Genomic DNA, 14,496 nt, shown 5'->3' on the forward strand with positions numbered 1-14,496 from the left:
CATAAGCATGCCCATTTAGAAGCACCTTGTGTAACATATGTTTGACAACTCTAGACATTAAATAAGGGATATCGCAATAGGACCTATTCAAAACAAGTATTTTTTGTTAAAATTAGTTGATGGAAAAGAAAGTTATGAGGTGACTAAATGGACCGTATCAGCGAAGTGTCTGTTAATCTATTTGGCTATAATCGCAAACAAGTTAACCAATTAGTTGAATATAAAGATGAAAAAATTAAATCTTTAGAAAGAGACGTTGCTAATTTAAACCAGAAAGTACAAGCTCTAGAAGAGAAAGTGGTTTATTTCCAGTCGATTGAAGCCGCTCTAAAAGATGGTTTAGTGGACGCACGAAAGACAGGAAATGAAATTATTGCCGATTCAGAAGCAGAAGCAGAAAAGCTAATAAATCGTACTAATGAGCAAGTGGCCCAATACAAAGAAAACTTTGCATATTATAGTAAGGAACTAGCCAATACAGGAACAGATTTAAAAGATCAATTAAAAATGATGCAATCACAAATGCTAGATATGATTTCAGACTATGAAAAATTTGTTTCATCAACTAATTTTGATGAGGTTTTTCCTAGCAAGCAAGTGAATCGTTTTAGGAATCAGATTGAAGATTATGAGCAAGATGACTTACAACCAAACAGTCATCGAAAGAATCTTTCGGCAGAAAAACAATTGTCAGATAAAGAAAAAGAGGAATTACAACGTTTAATTCAAGATGTTATAAAGAATGAAGAAACGGCAGAAAAGACAAATGACAAAAAATTGGTTGATTTTAAGAAAGCTCATGGTTAACTAAATGATAAAAAAGGGCTGGGGGTAAACCCAGCTTTTCTTGTCTTTAAGTTATCAACAGAAATGAGGAGAAATAATGGTTAAAAATATAACAAAAGAAGTGGAGCGTCGTCGAACTTTTGCAATCATTTCCCATCCCGATGCTGGAAAAACAACTATCACCGAGCAACTTTTATTATTTTCTGGAGCTATACGTGAAGCGGGAACGGTAAAAGCTAAGGGAAAAAAATCAAATAAATTCGCTAAATCAGATTGGATGGAAATTGAAAAGCAAAGAGGCATATCAGTCACGTCTTCTGTCATGCAAGTGGATTATGATGGCTATCAAGTTAATATTCTTGATACTCCAGGTCACGAAGATTTTTCGGAAGATACCTACCGTACTTTAATGGCAGTCGATGCTGCTGTTATGGTGGTCGATTCTGGTAAGGGAATTGAGCCTCAAACTAAGAAATTATTTGAGGTCGTCTCAAAGCGTGGAATTCCTATCTTTACATTTATGAATAAACTAGACCGCGATGGACGCGAGCCAATGGATTTAGTAGCGGAATTAGAAGAAGTCTTAGGAATTAATGCCTATCCAATGAATTGGCCAATGGGTATGGGTAAAACATTACTAGGTCTATATGATTTATACAATCAGCGCGTGGAAATTCGTCAATCAGATGATGAAGATTATTTTATAGCACTGGATGAAGAAGGACATGCCCAAGGAGACCACGCTTTTAAATCATCATCTATTTATAGTCAAGCAATTGATGATGCACAACTTTTACATGAAGCGGGTAATAGTTTTGATCGCCAGGCTATTTCACGAGGAAAATTAACGCCCGTCTTTTTTGGGTCCGCTTTAACGGGTTTTGGCGTACAAACTTTCTTGGATGCCTTTGTCGATTTGTCTCATCAGCCGGCGCCGGCTTTAACAGTTGACGAAGAATATATCCAGCCAACAGATGAGCGTTTTACAGGCTTTGTTTTTAAAATCCAAGCTAATATGAACCCAGCACACCGTGACCGCATTGCCTTTGTAAGGATTGTTTCTGGCCGTTTTGAAAAGGGAATGACAGTTACTTTAAACCGAACCGGCAAAACCATTCGAATGGCACATACTACCCAGTTCATGGCCGACAGTCGAGCAGAAGTCCAAGATGCTTTTGCAGGCGATATTATTGGCTTATATGATACGGGGAATTTTCAAATAGGTGATACCATCTATGCAGGTAACCAAGCCGTCCAATTTGAAGATCTACCACAATTTACGCCGGAGATTTTTATGAAAGTAGCGCCAAAGAATGTAATGAAGCAAAAATCTTTCCATAAAGGAATTGAACAACTTGTGCAAGAAGGAGCCATTCAATTATATAAGACCTATCATACAGAAGAGTATATACTAGGAGCGGTCGGACAACTGCAGTTTGAAGTTTTTCAATATCGTTTATTAAACGAATATAATGCAGAAGTTGAAATGACACCAATGGGGTCAAAAATTGCACGTTGGATTGATGATGAGGACTTAGATCCTAAGATGTCTTCCTCACGAAACCTTCTGGCAAAAGATCGTTTCGGCCAAGCTGTTTTCCTTTTTGAAAATCAGTTTGCTGAAAATTGGTTTAAAGACAAACACCCTGATGTTAAACTTAAACAGTTGATGTAAATCTCTTATTAAGGGTTACTGGTATTTAATAAGTAAATAATCTTAGCTTTTAATTTTGGTTTTGTGTATAATAATGATAGCGTTTGCCTGGGTTTTTATTTGCCTAGAATGAATAGCTATTCAGCGCATAGCTTAATATTAGAAATAATGTCTTTAAGGAGATGAACATATGGAAAAGAAAGAATTTCACGTAGTTGCTGAGACTGGGATTCACGCAAGACCTGCAACTTTATTAGTGCAAGCAGCTAGTAAGTTTTCATCAGATATTAACTTAGAATATAAAGGTAAATCAGTAAATTTGAAATCAATTATGGGAGTGATGTCTCTTGGCGTAGGACAAGGAGCTGACGTTACAATTACAGCTGAAGGTTCTGACGAAAAAGAAGCTATTGAAACGGTAACAGAGACCATGAAGAAAGAGGGCTTATCTGAATAATGACTAATAAACTAACCGGTATTGCGGCTAGTGATGGGATTGCAATTGCACCTGTTTATTTATTAGTGGATCCCGACTTAAGTTTTGACAAAAAGTCAATTGAAGATAGTGAACAGGAACTTATGCGTTTGTCTGTCGCTGTTGACCAAGCAAAAGCGGAACTTGAAAATATTCGCCAATTAGCTGCTGACCAATTAGGTGAAGAAGAGGCAAAAGTTTTTGATGCACATCTTTTAGTTTTATCAGATCCAGAATTCCTAGCCCAAGTAAAAACTTTGATTGAAGAAGATAAGATGAATGCAGAGGCTAGTCTTGAACAAGTTGCAGATATGTTTATTGCTACATTTGAAGCGATGGAAGACAATCCTTACATGCAAGAACGTGCAGCAGATATCCGTGACGTGAAACAACGACTTTTAGCTGCTTTATTAGGAGTGGAATTACCGACTCCAGCTACTATTGACCATGAAGTAATTGTGGTGGCTAGAGACTTAACGCCAAGCGACACTGCGCAATTGAATAAAAAATATGTGAAAGCCTTCGTCACAGAGATTGGCGGAAGAACATCTCACTCTGCTATCATGGCAAGGTCGTTAGAGATACCTGCCGTTGTTGGGATTGAAGGTGTTTCTCAAGCGGTTAAACAGGGAGAAAACTTAATCGTAGATGCCTTAGAAGGTCAAATTATCCTGCAAGCAAACGAGGAAGAACTAAAAGAGTATCAGCATAAAGGCGACCAATTTAAACAAGACCAAGAAGAATTAAAAAAATTGGTAGCATCGCCATCCATAACTAGTGATGGTAAAACAGTAGAAATTGCTGCCAATATTGGAACCCCTAAGGATGTTGAGGGAGCTATTGATAATGGAGCAGATGGAGTAGGCTTGTATCGAACAGAATTCCTTTACATGAATGCTTCTGATTTTCCTAGTGAAGATGACCAATATCGCGCTTATCGTCAAGTGCTTGAAGCTGTTGATGGTAAAGGGGTGGTCGTTCGAACCATGGATATAGGTGGCGATAAGCATTTGCCATATATGAAGTTGCCACAAGAAATGAACCCGTTTTTAGGTTACCGTGCTATTCGTATTTCTATAGATAAGCCAGAGATGTTCAAAACACAATTGAAAGCATTACTGAGAGCATCGGTTCATGGTGATTTGAAAATCATGTTTCCTATGATTGCTACAATTTCAGAGTTTCGCCAGGCTAAATCTTTATTAGAAGAGGTTAAAAAAGAACTTCAACAAGCGCAGGTTGAATATTCAGATTCTATCGAAGTTGGAATAATGATTGAAATTCCAGCTGCTGCTGTTTTAGCGGACCAATTTGCAAAGGAAGTAGACTTCTTCTCAATTGGTACAAATGATTTAATCCAATATTCAATGGCTGCTGATCGAATGAATGAGCGAGTTTCTTATCTTTATCAACCCTATAATCCTTCTATTTTGAGATTAGTCAAATTTGTAATTGATGCAGCTCACCAAGAAGGTAAATGGGTTGGTATGTGCGGTGAAATGGCTGGTGACCAAATGGCGGTACCTATTCTACTAGGTATGGGATTAGATGAGTTTTCAATGTCTGCTTCGTCAATCTTAAGAACACGTCAGTTAATTTCACGCTTAGATAGTAAAAAGATGCAAGAATTAGCTGATCGCGTGATCAAGGAATGTAATTCATCTGAAGCAGTAGAAGAGCTTGTTAATCAATATTTAGCCTAAAGTGTATTTCATAAATAGTTAAGACCCTAGGAATAGTTTGTCGCCATTTAAGCATAGCCATATGTTTGTGGAACAAATCGTTTCTAGTGTCTTTTTTTTACAAAAAACACTGTTGTTAAGGTAGTAAAATATTTACTATAATAGATGAGAATAGAAATAAGCTCTAGGAAGGAAGCATTATGAAGATAGGCATGTTTACGGATACCTACTTTCCTCAATTAAGTGGTGTATCAACTTCAATCAAATTATTAACAAAAGAATTGCGAGCTAGAGGACATGAGGTAGTTATCTTCACTACTACTGATCCGAATGCAGAAGCAGAGCCAGATGTTGTTAGGATTTCAAGTGTTCCCTTTTTAAGTTTTTCTGATCGAAGAATTGCATATCGGGGATTCGATCGCTGTTTGAAAATAGCGCGTTCCATGAACTTAGACCTTATTCATACGCACACCGAGTTTAGTATGGGTTTAGCTGGTAAGTATGTTGCTAGCCGTTTGAAGATTCCTAATATACATACTTATCATACAATGTATGAAAATTATACCCACTATATTTTAGATGGGCTCTTAGTTCAAGCCAATCATGTAAGAGTAATTTCACGTCAGTATTGTAACCAATCAAATGCAGTCATTGCGCCCAGTCAATTAACTAAAGATACTTTAGAATCTTATGGTGTTCATGTTCCTATACAGATAATAGCTACTGGAGTAAACATTCCAAATTTTAAACCAGAAGAAGCTAAAACTTTGCGGAAGACTTTAGGTTTTAATAGTAAAGACCGTGTATTATTATCTTTATCACGTTTATCTAAAGAAAAAAATATAATTGAAGTCTTATATTCTTATTGTGAATTGAAGCAAAAGGATCCAAATCTAAAATTAGTGATTGCTGGGGATGGACCAGAAAGAGATAGTCTAGAACAATTTAGTCGTAAACATGATTTAGATGTGCGCTTTGTCGGATTTGTCGATCATGATGAAGTTTGGCGTTATTACCAAATGGCTGATTTATATGTAAATGCCTCAGAGTCGGAATCGCAAGGGTTGACTTATCTAGAAGCAATTGTTAACCGCTGTCCAATCATTGCTAAGAGTAATGATTACCTCAAGACTGTGATGCAAGAAGAGGCTTTTGGCGTCTTATTTGATGAAAATTACACACTTAATCAAGCAATTAGAGACTTTTTGGAGAAAAAAGACTCAAAACAAGTTGATCCAATTGATACAGATAACTTATATGAAATATCAGTAGAAAAGTTTACGGATCAAGTTTTAACCTTTTACAAGCAAGTATGTGAGCGATATATTGAAGAAGAAACTGGCCTTTTTGATCGTGTCTTTAGTAAAGTAAAAAATGTTATTCGTGAAATTGTAATAGGAGGAAAAATATAGTGGATCAAACACTCAAAGTAGGTTTTATCGGACTAGGTGTTATGGGACAATCAATGGCTAGACACATATTAAGAGCTGGTTATCCGCTTTATGTTTATAATCGAACGAGGTCTAAAGCCAATCAATTGGTTGAAGAAGAGGCTTTTGGCGTCTTATTTGATGAAAATTACACACTTAATCAAGCAATTAGAGACTTTTTGGAGAAAAAAGACTCAAAACAAGTTGATCCAATTGATACAGATAACTTATATGAAATATCAGTAGAAAAGTTTACGGATCAAGTTTTAACCTTTTACAAGCAAGTATGTGAGCGATATATTGAAGAAGAAACTGGCCTTTTTGATCGTGTCTTTAGTAAAGTAAAAAATGTTATTCGTGAAATTGTAATAGGAGGAAAAATATAGTGGATCAAACACTCAAAGTAGGTTTTATCGGACTAGGTGTTATGGGACAATCAATGGCTAGACACATATTAAGAGCTGGTTATCCGCTTTATGTTTATAATCGAACGAGGTCTAAAGCCAATCAATTGGTTGAAGAAGGGGCTATTTGGCAAGCTTCACCTGAAGAAGTTGCTCAGGCATGTGACTTAGTCTTAACAATAGTTGGCTATCCTGAAGATGTTGAAGCGGTATACCTAGGTGAAAAGGGCTTGTTTAAGGGTGCTCACTCAGGTCAGGTTTTTATTGATTTAACCACCTCTAGACCAAGTTTGGCTCAGGAACTCACTAAAAAAGGACAAGCTTTGGGTGTTACTGTTTTAGATGCACCTGTTTCTGGTGGAGATTTAGGAGCAAAAGCAGGACGCCTAACAGCTATGGTTGGAGGAGATGCAGCAACTTTAGATCAAGTTCGTCCTATTCTTGAAACATTTAGTGCAAGTATTCAACTCCATGGTTCTGCAGGTTCTGGTCAACATGCTAAGGCAAGTAATCAGATTATGATTGCTGGGACAATGACCGGCATGGTCGAAACATTAAGGTATGCTAAAGCAAATGGGTTAGACTTAGAAAAAGTTATTGCAACCTTGACTGGTGGAGCTGCTAATAACTGGTCATTGGCCAATTATGGCCCTCGTATTTTAAAATCAGACTATTCACCTGGATTTTTTGTTAAGCACTATATCAAGGATTTAGGTATTGCTTTAGAAGAAGCTGAAAAAGCCAATTTAAATTTACCAGTTACAAAACTTGCCTATGATTTATACCAAGAATTAGCAAAAGAAGGTCATGAAAATGATGGTACTCAAGCTTTGATTAAGCTTTGGTGGGATCAAGCTTAATAGTCCTCCTCACTCTAAGTTGGGAAGCAACTTAAAATTTATTTCTTGCAATTTTATCTCAGTTTGTTAGTATACCTTGTATAAAATAAATTATCTTCTTAGTGAAGAATGGAGGAAATCATGAAAGCATCTGTACTTACTGGAATTATTCAACGACTAGAAACAATGACTAAGGCAAAAGATGAAGTTGAAATTCGTCGATTTGAATTGGATGGGATTGAAAAATGCCAAGTGACTTATTTACCAAATGATGATGCTTTTGAAATGACAGAATCAGAAACGGGAACTGTTTTCCGCTTTGACAACATTGATCTAGTAGCCATTGAAATATTTGATCTGTTGGGTTAATTCAAACAAAAAGAGGTCTGAGGATAATCGAAATCCTAGACCTCTTTTTATTTAGCATAAACATATAATCTTTTCATCAGTTAAAATCCTAAGCAAGATAATTATAAATATTAGAGCCAGTGAATCATGAGTATAAGAATACAAGAATGTGCTATAATGACTTTAAGTAAAAAAAGAAATAAGATAATAAAAAAGTATAGGAGGAATCATGAGAAAATTGATTCAACCCACTTGGTGTCTTAATTCAGTTTATCGTCTTAAGCCATCTGATCTAATCAACCAGCAAATTAAAGGCCTAATAGTAGATCTTGATAATACACTCTTGGCATGGAATTGCCTAGATCATACCCAAGAATTAGCAATATGGGCAAAGAGTATGCAAGATGCAGGTATAAAATTATTTGTTTTATCCAACAATCATCCCGAACGAGTACATAGGGTGGCGGATCCTTTAAAATTACCTTATCTCGGTCATGCCTTAAAACCGCTCAGACGTAGTTTTCGCTTAGCAATGAAAAGAATGCAAGTTAAGCCGGAGCATGTCTTAGTGGTCGGTGACCAGATAATGACCGATGTAATAGGAGCTAAGAGTTTAGGTTTGAAAGTACTTTTAGTTAAACCTATTGTCAATAATGATAATATTTACACCCTGGTCAATCGCACTTTAGAAAAAATGGCACTGAAATGGATTGGGATTGACCGACATGGAGACTGGGGGGACCAACTTGAAAGACCAAACTAATTTACAAGAAAACTATCAATGCATTGGATGTGGGGCTGAAATTCAAAGTGAAGATCCTAATAAGATGGGGTATTTATTGGCTTCTATCTTGGAGAAGAAAAAAATAGAAGGCGATTTTTATTGTCAGCGCTGTTTCAGACTGCGTCATTATAATGAGCTACAGGATGTGCAAATTTCAGACGATATATTTCTGGATCGCCTTTCTTCCATTTCAGAAGACGATGCTTTTGTAGTGAATGTTATTGATATATTTGATGTTGAAGGAAGTATGTTATCTGGCTTAAATCGTTTTATTGGCAAGCAACCCTTTGTTTTAGTCGCTAATAAAGTAGACTTATTACCAAAATCAGTCAAACAAAATCGAATCGTTCATTGGTTGAAACAGCGTTTCTTTGAAAATAGTTTAAAACCAGACGAAGTGTTTTTGCTGTCAGCCAATAAGCCAGCTAGCTTACAAGCTCTAATTGATCGGATTGACCGCGAGGTAAGACAACGTAATGTTTACATAGTGGGAGTTACTAATGTTGGAAAATCTACCTTAATTAACCAACTACTGAGACATTATGGTGGAGACAAAGAAATAATCACAACCTCTGATCATCCGGGCACCACACTCGATACGATTCGTATACCATTAACAGAAACAACGGGTATCATTGATACTCCGGGAATTATCAAGGAAAACCAACTGGCTCATTACTTAGATCGTCAGGGAATGAAAAAACTATTACCCAATAAAGCAATTAATCCTAGAACTTTTCAGTTAAATGCTGGTCAAACACTCTTTTTAGCTGGAGCAGGTAGAGTTGATTTTATAGCAGGAGAAAGGGCAGCCTTTACTTTTTATGTCTCCAATGAGACATATATTCACCGGACTAAAACGGATAAGGCAGATGACTTTTACCTTAAGCACAAAGGACAACTCTTAAGTCCTCCATATCTCAATCAAGCAGTTAATTTTCCTGAACTACAAGGAAGGGATTATCAATTAAAACCCAATCAAGATTTAGCGATTGCTGGACTAGGATGGTTAACAGTTAATGAACCTGTTCAAGTAAGACTATGGGCTCCAAAAGCTGTCCAAGTTACACAAAGAGAAAGTATGATTTAGGTTAAACAGATCTAGTTAGAAAAGGAGTCAATATGACCGTATTAAATAAAAAACAAATTAAGTTTCTTAGAAAAAAAGCGCAAAAAGAAAAAGCAATTTTTCAAATCGGAAAATTAGGAATTACAGAAGTCTTTATTCAACAAGTGGATGAAGCCATTGAAAAAAGAGAATTAATTAAATTTAATATTCTGCAAAATTCTGATGAAGAAATTGATCAAGCGGCTGAACAAATTGCTCAAGCAATTAATGCAGTAATTGTTCAAACCGTTGGACATACAGCTGTTCTTTATCGCCCTTCTCACAAAGAAAAATATCAAAGAATAAGTGAAGAAATAGCCACTATTCAATAGCAACAGAAAGGAGACCTCCATGCGGACGATCGTCAGTGAACAAACTATTTTGAGGCTTGAGCGAGAATATGCCTCGATCACCTTAGGACAAATAGCGGATTTAACAACCGACCGTGATCGCCAACGCATCGGTATTTTAGGAGGGACTTTTAATCCGCCTCATTTAGGTCATTTAATGATGGCTGAACAAGTAGGAAAACAATTAGATTTAGATGAAGTTTGGTTTATGCCAACCGCAAAGCCACCTCATGCGCCGGGGAAGCAGACCATTGCTTCTCAACACCGGCTGCAAATGGTTCAAAGAGCGATCGAAGGTAATCCTTTGTTTAAACTCCAAGCCTACGAAGTTAATCGTGGTGGGAAAAATTATACCATTGATACTATGAGGCATTTCGTGAAAGCTTACCCTGAGTGCGACTTTTACTTTATCATTGGGAGTGACTCAGCTAATGAACTAGAGACTTGGCGTGACATTAGTGAATTGGCTTCAATGGTTCAATTTGTGGGTGTGCGACGTCCAGGCGAAGAAATTTATGGGGGGCAATATCCAATCATCTGGGTAGACAGTCCTTTGGTAGAGCTTTCTTCAACGGAAATTCGTCTAAGAGTCTACTTGGAACAATCCATTCGTTATCAAGTTCCTGATGCGGTGATAGACTACATTAACCGCCACGACCTATATCGACGTTTGGATTGATGAAAGAAGGAGTTTTTATGACAGAAGAACTTATTTACCAACAAGACTTTATTAATATGAGCCGTCAAGAGTTGATTAATCAATTAGAAAAGCGTTTATCAAAAAGACGGTTTGATCATGTAATGGGGGTTGAAAAAAAAGCGCTTGAGTTAGCGAAGCTTTATGAAGAAGATATCGAAAAAGCATCAATTGTTGCTTTAATGCATGACTATGCCAAAGAAATTGAATCCGAGGCAATGTTAAATTTAGCTCAAGCATTTTGGTCAGACGAGCGGCTTAAAGACGCAACAGAAGGAATCTGGCATGGTTTTGCTGCTGCACAAATATTGAAAACGGATCTAGCATGTCAAGATGATGAAATTATTCAAGCGGTAGCTGCTCATACTACGGGCTGGCACCAAATGTCAAAACTTGCAAAAATACTTTATATCGCAGACTATACAGAAGAAGGACGTAATTTTAAAGGAGTCAATAAGGTTAGAAAACTAAGTCAAATTGATTTAGATAAGGCTTGTTTTTTGAAGATGCGTATGACAGTAAAGCACTTGATGAAAAGGCAAGAATATCTTTTCCCCTTACAAATTGAAGTCTATAACAGTTGGATTAAAAATTATAAAGCAAATAAAGCTATTTAGGAGGAATTATGACATTATCAAGTAAAGAAAAATTAGAAGTAATTGTAAAAGCGGCGGACGATCGGATGGGCCAAGATATTATGGCTTTAGATGTAAGTCAAATGACACCCTTGGCAGAATATTTTGTAATCATGCACGCCAAGAATGAACGTCAACTTAATGCGATTGTGGACGAAATTATTGAAAAATGTCATCAAGCGAATATAAATATCAAGGGTTCTGAAGGAAAAGATGGCGGACGCTGGATTTTAATTGATATTTATGAAATCGTTGTTCATGTCTTTCATTATGAAGAGCGTAGCCATTATAATTTAGAAAAAATCTGGCGAGATGCGCTATTAGTGGACATTTCTGCATGGGTGAATCCTTAATGAGTTTTACCGATGTCGCTTTGGTTTATGACCGTTTTAATGATTTGAGCGCCTATGATCAGTGGCTAGATTTTACTTTAGCTCATGCAGGAGAAGCTGTTGAAAATGTTTTGGATATGGCATGTGGGACAGGTTATTTTAGCCGTTTATTAGCTAAGAATTATCAGCAAGTTAAGGGTATGGATTTAAATGAAGCAATGATTGACCAAGCTAAAAAACAAGCAGGAAATGAATATGAAAACCTCATCTTTCAACAAGGTGATATGCTCAATCTAGAAGCAGAAGAGGGAAAGTATGATTTAGTGACTTGCTATGCAGATTCTTTATGTTTTCTAAAGAATGAAGAAGAGCTTAAACAGGCTCTTTTTTCAATGGTTAATTGTCTAAAAGATAGTGGTCGATTATTGTTTGATGTATGGACCCCTTATCAATTGAGTCAAGGATTTGATCAATTTTCTTATCAGGATGAAGATGAAAAGGGAGCTCTATTGTGGACATCTTTCACTAAAGCTAATGATTTAAGTGTAATTCACCAGTTAACTGTCTTTGATCGCGTTGAGTCTGAAGCTGATCAAGATTTTTATAGACGTTATCAAGTCGACCTAGAAGAAAAAACCTATCCCTTAGCTACTTATAAAAATTTTTTACTAGAAGTAGGCTTGCAACCACAACAAATTCAAGTTTTGGTCAATTTTGGTGAACGTCAGTATGACGAATCTCAAGATCAAAAGACTGATCGTTGGTTTTTTGTATGTCAAAAGGGGGAATAAATGTTGAGAACCTTAGGCATTATTGCAGAATACAATCCTTTTCATTATGGCCATCTCTATCAACTCAAAAAGGCAAGGACCTTAACTCAAGCTGAATGCATTATCGTTTTAATGAGTGGGAATGTTGTGCAAAGAGGGGAGTTTCCTATTCTGGATAAATGGCATAGGGCAGAGCTTGCCTTAAAAAATGGAGCAGACCTAGTCCTCGAACTTCCATTGAATGCTAGTCTGCAGGCAGCGGATTTTTTTGCCGGAAGCTCCGTTGACATCATGAAAGACTTGGAGGTTGATTATTTAGCTTTTGGAAGTGAATCGGCTGAATTAGCAGATCTTCAAGCCTATTTAAATTTTATTGAGTTAATTGATGCGGACTTGCAAAAAAATATCCGTCTTTTACTTAAAGAAGGAAAGGCCTACCCAGCCGCTTATCAAACGGCTGTCGCTCAACAATTGAAACAGCATGAATACAGTTTAAGTTTCGATCCATCTGCTAGCAATCAAATGCTAGGCATTCTGTACTTAAAAGCACTAAAAGGTTCTAAAATTCAACCAATTGTTATCCCTCGTCTTAAAGAAACTCAAGAGCTAGAACAGTGGATTGAGCTACCACATGAGCTACAACCAATATCTATCCTTTCAGGCAGTCAAATCAGAAAGGAAGTTCAAGAGGGTGTTCTAAAAGCTCGAAATCTTCCGATAATGACTTGGCAGAAGTTGCAAATGCATTCCTTAATTGAATGGCAAGATTATTATACCTTACTCAACTATGCTATCTTAGCGTTGGGGAAAGAAGGTCTTGCTAAAATTCAAGGAATGGTCGAGGGGATGGAGTCGGCTATCTATAAGCAAAATCTCAAAACTCAGTCTTGGGAGGAATTAGTGGATGCTCTTACTTCGAGTCGGTGGACACGGTCAGCTGTACAACGTCTATTGATGATGGTTTTATTGCATATTGATCAAACAATGTGGCAAAGTTATTTAACAAAAAATAAAAAGCAGAAAGTGCTTCGTATCTTGGCTTTTAATCAAGTGGGACGAGCCTTTTTAAGCAGCTTTAATTCGGAAAAACTAAAACTTTTTTCTAATTTATCGCAAGAAATAGCAGACAATTATCACTTGTCCTTGCAAGTAGATAGTATTTTGCAGGCCAATCCTAATAAAAAAACTGAAGAACAAGTGATAGCAAAGCATCCCATTTATTTAAATGAGCCTTATTTATAGCAAGCTAAACTAGTAATATGAACGTCAATCAGCTATACTAATATTGGTTTAGAATTGATTATTGTGATTGACAAGCTGTCTTTTCTTAAGTATAATTTATTTTGTCGTTTTAGAGGTGATATATATGAAATGGACCCTTCGTCAATTACGTGAGGCCTGTCGTGACGGCATCTATTCTTTTGATGAGCGAATAGATATCCAATCACAAATAAGTGAACGCAAGTCGGATATAATCCACATAGATGAAGTGCATTCTAAGGGATACTTCCTTTTGCGTGATGAAGAGTTTGTGCTCCACTGCCAATTTGATGTGGACGTGACATTGCCTTCAACTCGTAGTTTGAAGCCTGTAGTTGTCCCTTTATCAATAAAGGTGAGAGAACGCTACGTTGATAAAAGTTTAGACTTTAATGCTCAAGACTATGAGGAAACCACTATTGTTCTTGAACATGCCTATATTGACCTCGCAGCGTCTGCTGTTGATAATATTCTTTTGAATATTCCAAGACAAGTCATTGCAGAGGATGATACAGATCTTCCTTCAGGCAAAGACTGGACAGTCATAACCGAAGAAGAATATAATCTTCAAAACCAAGCAGAAGAGGATCAAGTTGATCCAAGATTTGCAGCCTTAAAAACGTTATTATCAGACCAAGATAAATAATGGTCATCAACTACCAGGAGGTGTAAAACATGGCAGTACCAAAAAGAAGAACATCTAAAGCAGTAAAAAGAAAGCGTCGTACTCACTTCAAATTAAACGTACCAGGAATGAATCCTTGTCCTGAGTGTGGCGAAATGAAATTAAGCCACCGTGTATGCGGTAATTGTGGTTTCTACGCAGGAAAAAATGTAGAACAAGTAGCAAAATAATGACAAGAAAGATCGGTTAATCGGTCTTTTTTGGCTCTATGTCCAATAGGGTTGATGCTATCCAAGGAGATTAAGCAATTAACGGTT

At 36.8% G+C, this 14,496-nt stretch carries 18 protein-coding genes; all 18 read left to right on the forward strand.

Going from position 1 to position 14,496, the window contains the following annotated elements:
• Positions 1-147: 147 nt before the first annotated feature.
• The 18 genes from ACQV18_RS08815 (at position 148) to rpmF (ending at position 14,409) form a co-directional block, all read left to right on the forward strand.
• Positions 148-807 carry a DivIVA domain-containing protein gene (locus ACQV18_RS08815; protein WP_428892963.1) on the forward strand — a complete coding sequence of 220 codons (660 nt, stop codon included), beginning with the start codon at positions 148-150 and terminating at the stop codon, positions 805-807.
• 76 nt (positions 808-883) lie between these two features.
• Positions 884-2,461: a peptide chain release factor 3 gene (locus ACQV18_RS08820; protein ID WP_428874481.1), complete on the forward strand. Its 1,578-nt coding sequence runs from the start codon at positions 884-886 to the stop codon at positions 2,459-2,461.
• Between the two features lie 169 nt (positions 2,462-2,630).
• A complete protein-coding gene (locus tag ACQV18_RS08825; protein ID WP_428874483.1) occupies positions 2,631-2,897 on the forward strand; it encodes a phosphocarrier protein HPr in 267 nt (88 codons plus the stop codon).
• Complete coding sequence (gene ptsP, locus ACQV18_RS08830; RefSeq protein WP_428885364.1) at positions 2,897-4,618, forward strand: phosphoenolpyruvate--protein phosphotransferase; 1,722 nt, start codon at positions 2,897-2,899, stop codon at positions 4,616-4,618. The genes ACQV18_RS08825 and ptsP overlap by 1 nt, the downstream gene beginning before the upstream one ends.
• A gap of 179 nt (positions 4,619-4,797) precedes the next feature.
• Positions 4,798-6,009 carry a glycosyltransferase family 4 protein gene (locus ACQV18_RS08835; protein WP_428892964.1) on the forward strand — a complete coding sequence of 404 codons (1,212 nt, stop codon included), beginning with the start codon at positions 4,798-4,800 and terminating at the stop codon, positions 6,007-6,009.
• A complete protein-coding gene (locus tag ACQV18_RS08840) occupies positions 6,009-6,413 on the forward strand; it encodes an NAD(P)-binding domain-containing protein (protein ID WP_428892965.1) in 405 nt (134 codons plus the stop codon). The genes ACQV18_RS08835 and ACQV18_RS08840 overlap by 1 nt, the downstream gene beginning before the upstream one ends.
• The gene (locus ACQV18_RS08845) at positions 6,413-7,291 is read left to right on the forward strand and encodes an NAD(P)-dependent oxidoreductase (RefSeq protein ID WP_428892966.1); all 879 of its coding nucleotides are present in this window, start codon (positions 6,413-6,415) and stop codon (positions 7,289-7,291) included. Before ACQV18_RS08840 ends, ACQV18_RS08845 begins: the two co-directional genes overlap by 1 nt.
• A 120-nt stretch (positions 7,292-7,411) precedes the next feature.
• On the forward strand, positions 7,412-7,639 hold the full coding sequence (locus ACQV18_RS08850; RefSeq protein WP_428874487.1) for a YkuJ family protein: 228 nt from the start codon (positions 7,412-7,414) through the stop codon (positions 7,637-7,639).
• 208 nt (positions 7,640-7,847) lie between these two features.
• Complete coding sequence (locus ACQV18_RS08855; protein WP_428874488.1) at positions 7,848-8,381, forward strand: YqeG family HAD IIIA-type phosphatase; 534 nt, start codon at positions 7,848-7,850, stop codon at positions 8,379-8,381.
• The gene (yqeH, locus tag ACQV18_RS08860; protein ID WP_428892967.1) at positions 8,344-9,492 is read left to right on the forward strand and encodes a ribosome biogenesis GTPase YqeH; all 1,149 of its coding nucleotides are present in this window, start codon (positions 8,344-8,346) and stop codon (positions 9,490-9,492) included. Before ACQV18_RS08855 ends, yqeH begins: the two co-directional genes overlap by 38 nt.
• Before the next feature lie 32 nt (positions 9,493-9,524).
• Complete coding sequence (yhbY, locus tag ACQV18_RS08865) at positions 9,525-9,842, forward strand: ribosome assembly RNA-binding protein YhbY (protein WP_428874490.1); 318 nt, start codon at positions 9,525-9,527, stop codon at positions 9,840-9,842.
• Between the two features lie 19 nt (positions 9,843-9,861).
• A complete protein-coding gene (locus ACQV18_RS08870) occupies positions 9,862-10,539 on the forward strand; it encodes a nicotinate-nucleotide adenylyltransferase (protein ID WP_428874491.1) in 678 nt (225 codons plus the stop codon).
• Positions 10,540-10,556: 17 nt separating this feature from the next.
• The gene (yqeK, locus tag ACQV18_RS08875; protein ID WP_428892968.1) at positions 10,557-11,174 is read left to right on the forward strand and encodes a bis(5'-nucleosyl)-tetraphosphatase (symmetrical) YqeK; all 618 of its coding nucleotides are present in this window, start codon (positions 10,557-10,559) and stop codon (positions 11,172-11,174) included.
• Between the two features lie 8 nt (positions 11,175-11,182).
• A complete protein-coding gene (gene rsfS / locus ACQV18_RS08880) occupies positions 11,183-11,545 on the forward strand; it encodes a ribosome silencing factor (protein WP_428874494.1) in 363 nt (120 codons plus the stop codon).
• Positions 11,545-12,315 carry a class I SAM-dependent methyltransferase gene (locus ACQV18_RS08885; RefSeq protein WP_428892969.1) on the forward strand — a complete coding sequence of 257 codons (771 nt, stop codon included), beginning with the start codon at positions 11,545-11,547 and terminating at the stop codon, positions 12,313-12,315. The genes rsfS and ACQV18_RS08885 overlap by 1 nt, the downstream gene beginning before the upstream one ends.
• The gene (locus ACQV18_RS08890) at positions 12,316-13,536 is read left to right on the forward strand and encodes a nucleotidyltransferase family protein (protein ID WP_428892970.1); all 1,221 of its coding nucleotides are present in this window, start codon (positions 12,316-12,318) and stop codon (positions 13,534-13,536) included.
• A 124-nt stretch (positions 13,537-13,660) separates the two neighbouring features.
• The gene (locus tag ACQV18_RS08895) at positions 13,661-14,200 is read left to right on the forward strand and encodes a YceD family protein (protein ID WP_428892971.1); all 540 of its coding nucleotides are present in this window, start codon (positions 13,661-13,663) and stop codon (positions 14,198-14,200) included.
• A 29-nt stretch (positions 14,201-14,229) separates the two neighbouring features.
• Entirely contained in the window at positions 14,230-14,409 is a 180-nt protein-coding gene (rpmF, locus tag ACQV18_RS08900; protein ID WP_428874498.1) for a 50S ribosomal protein L32, read from the forward strand.
• Positions 14,410-14,496: the final 87 nt, after the last annotated feature.

The organism is Facklamia sp. P9177, from assembly GCF_050409585.1.
Taxonomy (GTDB): Bacteria; Bacillota; Bacilli; order Lactobacillales; family Aerococcaceae; genus Facklamia.

What these genes read in the sequence shown, in the direction of transcription:
- yqeK (WP_428892968.1), top strand. Translation starts at nt 10,557, where the DNA reads ATGACAGAAGAACTTATTTACCAACAAGACTTTATTAATATGAGCCGT.
- ACQV18_RS08850 (WP_428874487.1), top strand. Translation starts at nt 7,412, where the DNA reads ATGAAAGCATCTGTACTTACTGGAATTATTCAACGACTAGAAACAATG.
- ACQV18_RS08895 (WP_428892971.1), top strand. Translation starts at nt 13,661, where the DNA reads ATGAAATGGACCCTTCGTCAATTACGTGAGGCCTGTCGTGACGGCATC.
- ACQV18_RS08870 (WP_428874491.1), top strand. Translation starts at nt 9,862, where the DNA reads ATGCGGACGATCGTCAGTGAACAAACTATTTTGAGGCTTGAGCGAGAA.
- rsfS (WP_428874494.1), top strand. Translation starts at nt 11,183, where the DNA reads ATGACATTATCAAGTAAAGAAAAATTAGAAGTAATTGTAAAAGCGGCG.
- ACQV18_RS08855 (WP_428874488.1), top strand. Translation starts at nt 7,848, where the DNA reads ATGAGAAAATTGATTCAACCCACTTGGTGTCTTAATTCAGTTTATCGT.
- ACQV18_RS08835 (WP_428892964.1), top strand. Translation starts at nt 4,798, where the DNA reads ATGAAGATAGGCATGTTTACGGATACCTACTTTCCTCAATTAAGTGGT.
- ACQV18_RS08890 (WP_428892970.1), top strand. Translation starts at nt 12,316, where the DNA reads ATGTTGAGAACCTTAGGCATTATTGCAGAATACAATCCTTTTCATTAT.
- ACQV18_RS08825 (WP_428874483.1), top strand. Translation starts at nt 2,631, where the DNA reads ATGGAAAAGAAAGAATTTCACGTAGTTGCTGAGACTGGGATTCACGCA.
- ACQV18_RS08815 (WP_428892963.1), top strand. Translation starts at nt 148, where the DNA reads ATGGACCGTATCAGCGAAGTGTCTGTTAATCTATTTGGCTATAATCGC.
- ptsP (WP_428885364.1), top strand. Translation starts at nt 2,897, where the DNA reads ATGACTAATAAACTAACCGGTATTGCGGCTAGTGATGGGATTGCAATT.
- yhbY (WP_428874490.1), top strand. Translation starts at nt 9,525, where the DNA reads ATGACCGTATTAAATAAAAAACAAATTAAGTTTCTTAGAAAAAAAGCG.
- ACQV18_RS08820 (WP_428874481.1), top strand. Translation starts at nt 884, where the DNA reads ATGGTTAAAAATATAACAAAAGAAGTGGAGCGTCGTCGAACTTTTGCA.
- ACQV18_RS08885 (WP_428892969.1), top strand. Translation starts at nt 11,545, where the DNA reads ATGAGTTTTACCGATGTCGCTTTGGTTTATGACCGTTTTAATGATTTG.
- rpmF (WP_428874498.1), top strand. Translation starts at nt 14,230, where the DNA reads ATGGCAGTACCAAAAAGAAGAACATCTAAAGCAGTAAAAAGAAAGCGT.
- yqeH (WP_428892967.1), top strand. Translation starts at nt 8,344, where the DNA reads ATGGAGACTGGGGGGACCAACTTGAAAGACCAAACTAATTTACAAGAA.